The following is a 4,816-nucleotide window of genomic DNA, read 5'->3' as shown; positions in this document are numbered from 1 at the left end:
CAAATAATGTATTTGAACTTGCTTTAGAAGAATATTAATTAATTTTTAGCAGCTTTTATTTTATTTTTTAAAGTTTTATTTTTAGAATACAAATCATATATAACAGCAATAGCAATAATAGCTCCTCTTATTATTTGTTGTATATATGAATCTACACCAATAAGAGTCATAATATTATCTAGAAAACCAACTATAAAAGCACCCGCAATCGTTCCTTGAGCAGTTCCTAAACCACCTGAAAAACTTGTACCACCTATAACAGCAGCAGTTAAAGCTTTTAATTCATAACTAACAGCACCATTTGGAAGACCAACATTATTTCTAGACATAAATAATACACCAGCAAATCCAACAAATATACCATTAATAATAAATACTTCTATTTTAGATTTATTAACATTTATTCCTGAAGCTATAGCAGCTTCTTCATTTCCTCCTATAGCATATAACTCTCTTCCAAGTTTTTTATGAGTTAATATATACCAAGTAAGAATAACAAATAAAATTAAGAACAATACAGATATAGGTATTCCACCAGGTAAAGTTCCTTGTCCTAATACAGTATATTTTCCTATTTGGTATATATTTTGTCCATTTGTGTATTTTAAAGCAGCACCTCTAGCCATAGTAAGCATTGCTAATGTAGCAATAAACGGAGGTACTTTAAATTTAGTAATCATAATACCATTGATTAAATTGCATATAACCCCTACTATTATAGCTACCAATATTGCTAGAATCATATTATTAGTTGCTTTATATGAAGCTACAGATAATACACCAGCTAATGCTAATACACTTCCACAAGATAAGTCTATCATACCAGATATAATAAGCATAGTAGCACCACAAGCTAAAATAGTAGTTACTGCTAATTGACTTGAAATATTACTAAAATTAGCAAATGTTAAAAAGTTACTATTCAAAAAAGAAGAAACTATTATCATTATTATAAGTATAAAATATATACTATATTTACTCATCATATCACTATAAAGTTTTCTTATATCTAGTTTCATTTTTATATCTCCTCATATTTGTATTTATATAAAATTACATTGTTAAAGTTCCAGTTGCTAATTTCATTATAGTTTCTTGTGAAAATTCATCTCTATTTAACATACCAGCAATACTTCCCTTACACATAACATATATTCTATCACACATACCAATAAGTTCAGGAAGCTCAGAAGAAACAACAATCAATGTTTTTCCTTCTTTTACTAAGTCTGTCATTAATTTATAAATTTCAAATTTAGCCCCTACATCTATACCTCTTGTTGGTTCATCCATAATTAATATATCTGGAGATTCTAATATCCATCTAGCTAATAAAACTTTTTGTTGATTTCCTCCAGAAAGAGTATCAATACTAACATCATAAGAAGCAGTTTTTACATTCATTTTTTCACAGTATTTTGTTATTTCTTCATGTTCTTTACTTTTATGCCAGAATTGATTATAAAAGAATTTACTTAAACTTGCTAAAGAAACATTTTCTTTAACACTTCTACAAGGTATTATACCAAATCTTCTTCTATCTTCAGAAAGCATAGCAATTCTATTTTTTATTCCATCAGATACACTATTGATAGTTACTGCTTTACCATTTATTTTTATTTCTCCTGAAGTATATCTATCTATACCAAATATAGTTCTTACTAGTTCAGTTCTTTTTCCACCCATAAGACCAGCAAAACCTACTATTTCACCTTTTCTTGCATAAAAACTACATTTATTAAAAACATTTTCAGAATATAAATTATTTACTTCTAAAACAGTTTCTCCTATCTCAACAGTTTCTTTAGGATAATTATTTGCTAATTTTCTTCCAACCATTAATGATATAACTTTGTCTATATCAAAATTTTCTGCTTTATCAGTAAGTATAGTTTGCCCATCTCTTAAAATTGTAATATCATCGGCTATTTTAAAAATTTCATCCATTTTATGGGAAATATATATTATAGAAGCACCTCTTGATTTTAACTCTTCAATTTTGGCAAATAATTTATCCACTTCTTTATTTGTAATAGCAGAAGTAGGTTCATCCATAATAAATATTTTAGCATTATTAGCTATAGATTTTATAATTTCTAACATTTGTACATCAGAAACTGTCAATTCTTTTAATTTAGTAGTTGGAGAATAATTTAATCCTTCTTGTTCCAAAAGATTTTTAATATCTTTTCTTATTTTTTTCCAATTAATTGTACCCAAAGAAGTCATCGGCCAATCACCTAAAACTAAACTTTCTTCTACAGTCATTTCAGGAACATAATTCAATTCTTGGAAAATCATAGATATGCCTAATTTTTTTGCTTGTATAGGATTTTTTATTTGTACAACTTTACCATCTATTTCTATACTTCCTATATCTGCCTTATATATACCATTAATAATTTTCATTAGAGTAGATTTTCCTGCACCATTTTCACCACATAAAACATGAACTGTACCTTTTCTAACAGCAAAATTAATATCTTTAAGTGCCTGTACACCTGGAAAAGATTTATATATATGAGAAACTTTTAATCTATATTCTTCTTGCATACTTTATAACCTTAAAATATTTTTATATTTTAGGAGGTATTAATATTTTTATAATACCTCCTATATATTATTATAAACTATTAACTTATAGCTCCAGTTTTTTTGTACATTTCTATATACTGATCAACATTTTCTTTTGTTACTAAAGGGTTATCAATATCTGTATCTATTTGAGTAGCTTCTTTTGTAACTAATTTATTTACAGTATCTAGTATTTTTGTTGACAAATCATAAGCACTTTGCATACAAGTAGAAGTCATTTTTCCTTCTTTGATTAAAAGACAAGCTTCAGCTGTTCCATCTACACCATATACTAATAAATTATCAAATTTAGGATTTCCTTTTACAGCTTCTAAAGCACCAGCAGCCATATTATCATTCATAGAAATAACAGCATCTATTTTATCATTAGCTTGTACCCAAGTTTCCATAAAACTTAAAGCTTCATCTTTATTCCAATTTGCAATTTGTTCACCTACAATTTTTACATCTGGACGTTTATCAAAGAATTCTATTTGCCAACTTCTTCTTCTTTCATCAGCATGGAAGTTACCTGGAGGGCCGTTTAATACTACAACATTAGCACCTTGAGGAATTTGTTCTAAAGCAGCTATAGCATTTACTGCTGCTTGTTTGTACGGGTCAGCATCTACTGAAGAAGCACCTGCTATACCAGCAATTCTAGCATTTGTAGTTAAACAAATTATTCCAGCAGCAACAACTTTTTCAGCATAAGGTCTTTGAGCTTCTCCATTATTTGGCTGTATAATGATAACATCATATTTGTTTATTATAGCATTTTCTATTAAGCTATTTTCAACGTCATCATTAGCTTGTCCATCAAATATGTCTACAACAATATTAGGGTATTTTGCAGCTTCTTCTTTGATAGAGTTAGCCAACCAAGCAGCAAAAGAATCTGCTTGAGCCCTTGCTATATATGCTACTCTTATCTTTCCATCTGTGTTTCCAGAAGAAGAAGATTCTTGAGCAGACTTATTACAGCCAGATATTGTAAACAACATCATAGCTGCTACAACAAAAAATAACAATAACTTTTTGCTCATTTTTTACTCCTTAAAATTAATTTATTAAATTATAATATTTAATAGCAAATCAAAAAACAATAATATCCACCATCCACTATAATATTACTTCCTAATATTGTATCATAAAGTATTAAATAGCAGATAATTTATTTAAATAACTCATAATACTACACTATTAAATAATTACATTTTGATTACTGTTTTTACTATATTAGCTTTATCATTAACACTATCATCTAGTCCCCTCTGTAAATCGCTAAAGTTATAAGTATTAGTAACTATATTTTTTATATTAATAGCTCCGCTTTCTATAGCATCTATACATAATGGGAACATATGTCTGTATCTAAATACTGTTTTAAATGTTAATTCTTTATCTAAAGACATACCAACATTCATGTTTATCATACCTGTTTTACTATATCCAACTAAAACAATAGTAGAACCTTTTTTTGCAAATTGTATAGCCTGATTTGTTGTTGCCTCAACACCAGCAGTTTCTATAGTAAGATCACTTCCTTTACCATCTGTTAATTCTAAAACTCTTTTTACTACATCTTCTTTAGAAGCATCTATAACTCCAGTTGCTCCCAATTCTAAAGCCTTATCCAAACGCTTTTTTATCACATCTATAACATATACTTTAGATATTCCACAAGCTTTTAAAGCTAACATAGAACATAATCCAATACATCCAGTACCAGTAACAAAAGCAGTTTGTCCTATTGTGGCATTACCCTGTCTAGCGGCATGCATTCCAACTGCCAAAGGTTCTATTAAAGCCCCCTCAACTGTAGAAATTTTCTCTGGAAGTTTAAAAGACAATGATTCAGGATGAGCAACATACTCTTGAAATACACCATCTACTGGAGGAGTTGCAAAAAAGATAACATCTGGACATAGATTATATCTTCCTGTCCTACAAAATTCACATTCACCACAAGTCTTACCCGGTTCTAAAGCAACTCTATCACCAACTTTCAAATGTTTTACTTTTGAACCTATTTCTACTACTGTACCACTACATTCATGCCCCAAAACAAAAGGTGTTTTTACAATAAAATTCCCAATAGCACCATGTTCATAATAGTGTAAATCAGAACCACATACTCCTATATATTCTAATTTAACTAATACTTCATCATTTTTAGGTTTTGGTATTTCTCTTTCTGTAAATTCTATCTTTTTTAGATCAGTCATTATTGCGACTTTCA

The 4,816-nt window shown here is 28.7% G+C and carries 4 protein-coding genes; all 4 read right to left on the bottom strand.

The features are described from left to right. Window positions 1–38 precede the first annotated feature (38 nt). Entirely contained in the window at window positions 39–1,019 is a 981-nt protein-coding gene (locus tag E6A48_RS09765; protein WP_014935921.1) for an ABC transporter permease, read from the bottom strand. Between the two features lie 34 nt (window positions 1,020–1,053). Beyond that, window positions 1,054–2,553, bottom strand: coding sequence for a sugar ABC transporter ATP-binding protein (locus E6A48_RS09760; RefSeq protein ID WP_219710024.1), 1,500 nt, complete (start codon window positions 2,551–2,553; stop codon window positions 1,054–1,056). Window positions 2,554–2,633: 80 nt separating this feature from the next. Beyond that, window positions 2,634–3,620 (bottom strand): sugar ABC transporter substrate-binding protein, encoded by a 987-nt coding sequence (locus tag E6A48_RS09755; protein WP_219710023.1) that lies wholly within the window; start codon window positions 3,618–3,620, stop codon window positions 2,634–2,636. A gap of 165 nt (window positions 3,621–3,785) precedes the next feature. Beyond that, window positions 3,786–4,816, bottom strand: a 1,031-nt coding sequence (locus tag E6A48_RS09750; RefSeq protein ID WP_219710022.1) for an NAD(P)-dependent alcohol dehydrogenase, incomplete at its 5' end; no start/stop codon positions are given.

The sequence above is a fragment of the Brachyspira pilosicoli genome (assembly GCF_019402445.1).
GTDB classification, from domain to species: domain Bacteria; phylum Spirochaetota; class Brachyspiria; order Brachyspirales; family Brachyspiraceae; genus Brachyspira; species Brachyspira pilosicoli_B.
The sequence above is the reverse complement of the archived record's forward strand: the minus strand, read 5'-3'. Positions and strand labels throughout refer to the sequence as shown.

Bases quoted from the DNA above. Each gene is read 5' to 3' on its own strand.
- E6A48_RS09755 (WP_219710023.1), bottom strand. From the start codon at position 3,620: ATGAGCAAAAAGTTATTGTTATTTTTTGTTGTAGCAGCTATGATGTTG.
- E6A48_RS09760 (WP_219710024.1), bottom strand. From the start codon at position 2,553: ATGCAAGAAGAATATAGATTAAAAGTTTCTCATATATATAAATCTTTT.
- E6A48_RS09765 (WP_014935921.1), bottom strand. From the start codon at position 1,019: ATGAAACTAGATATAAGAAAACTTTATAGTGATATGATGAGTAAATAT.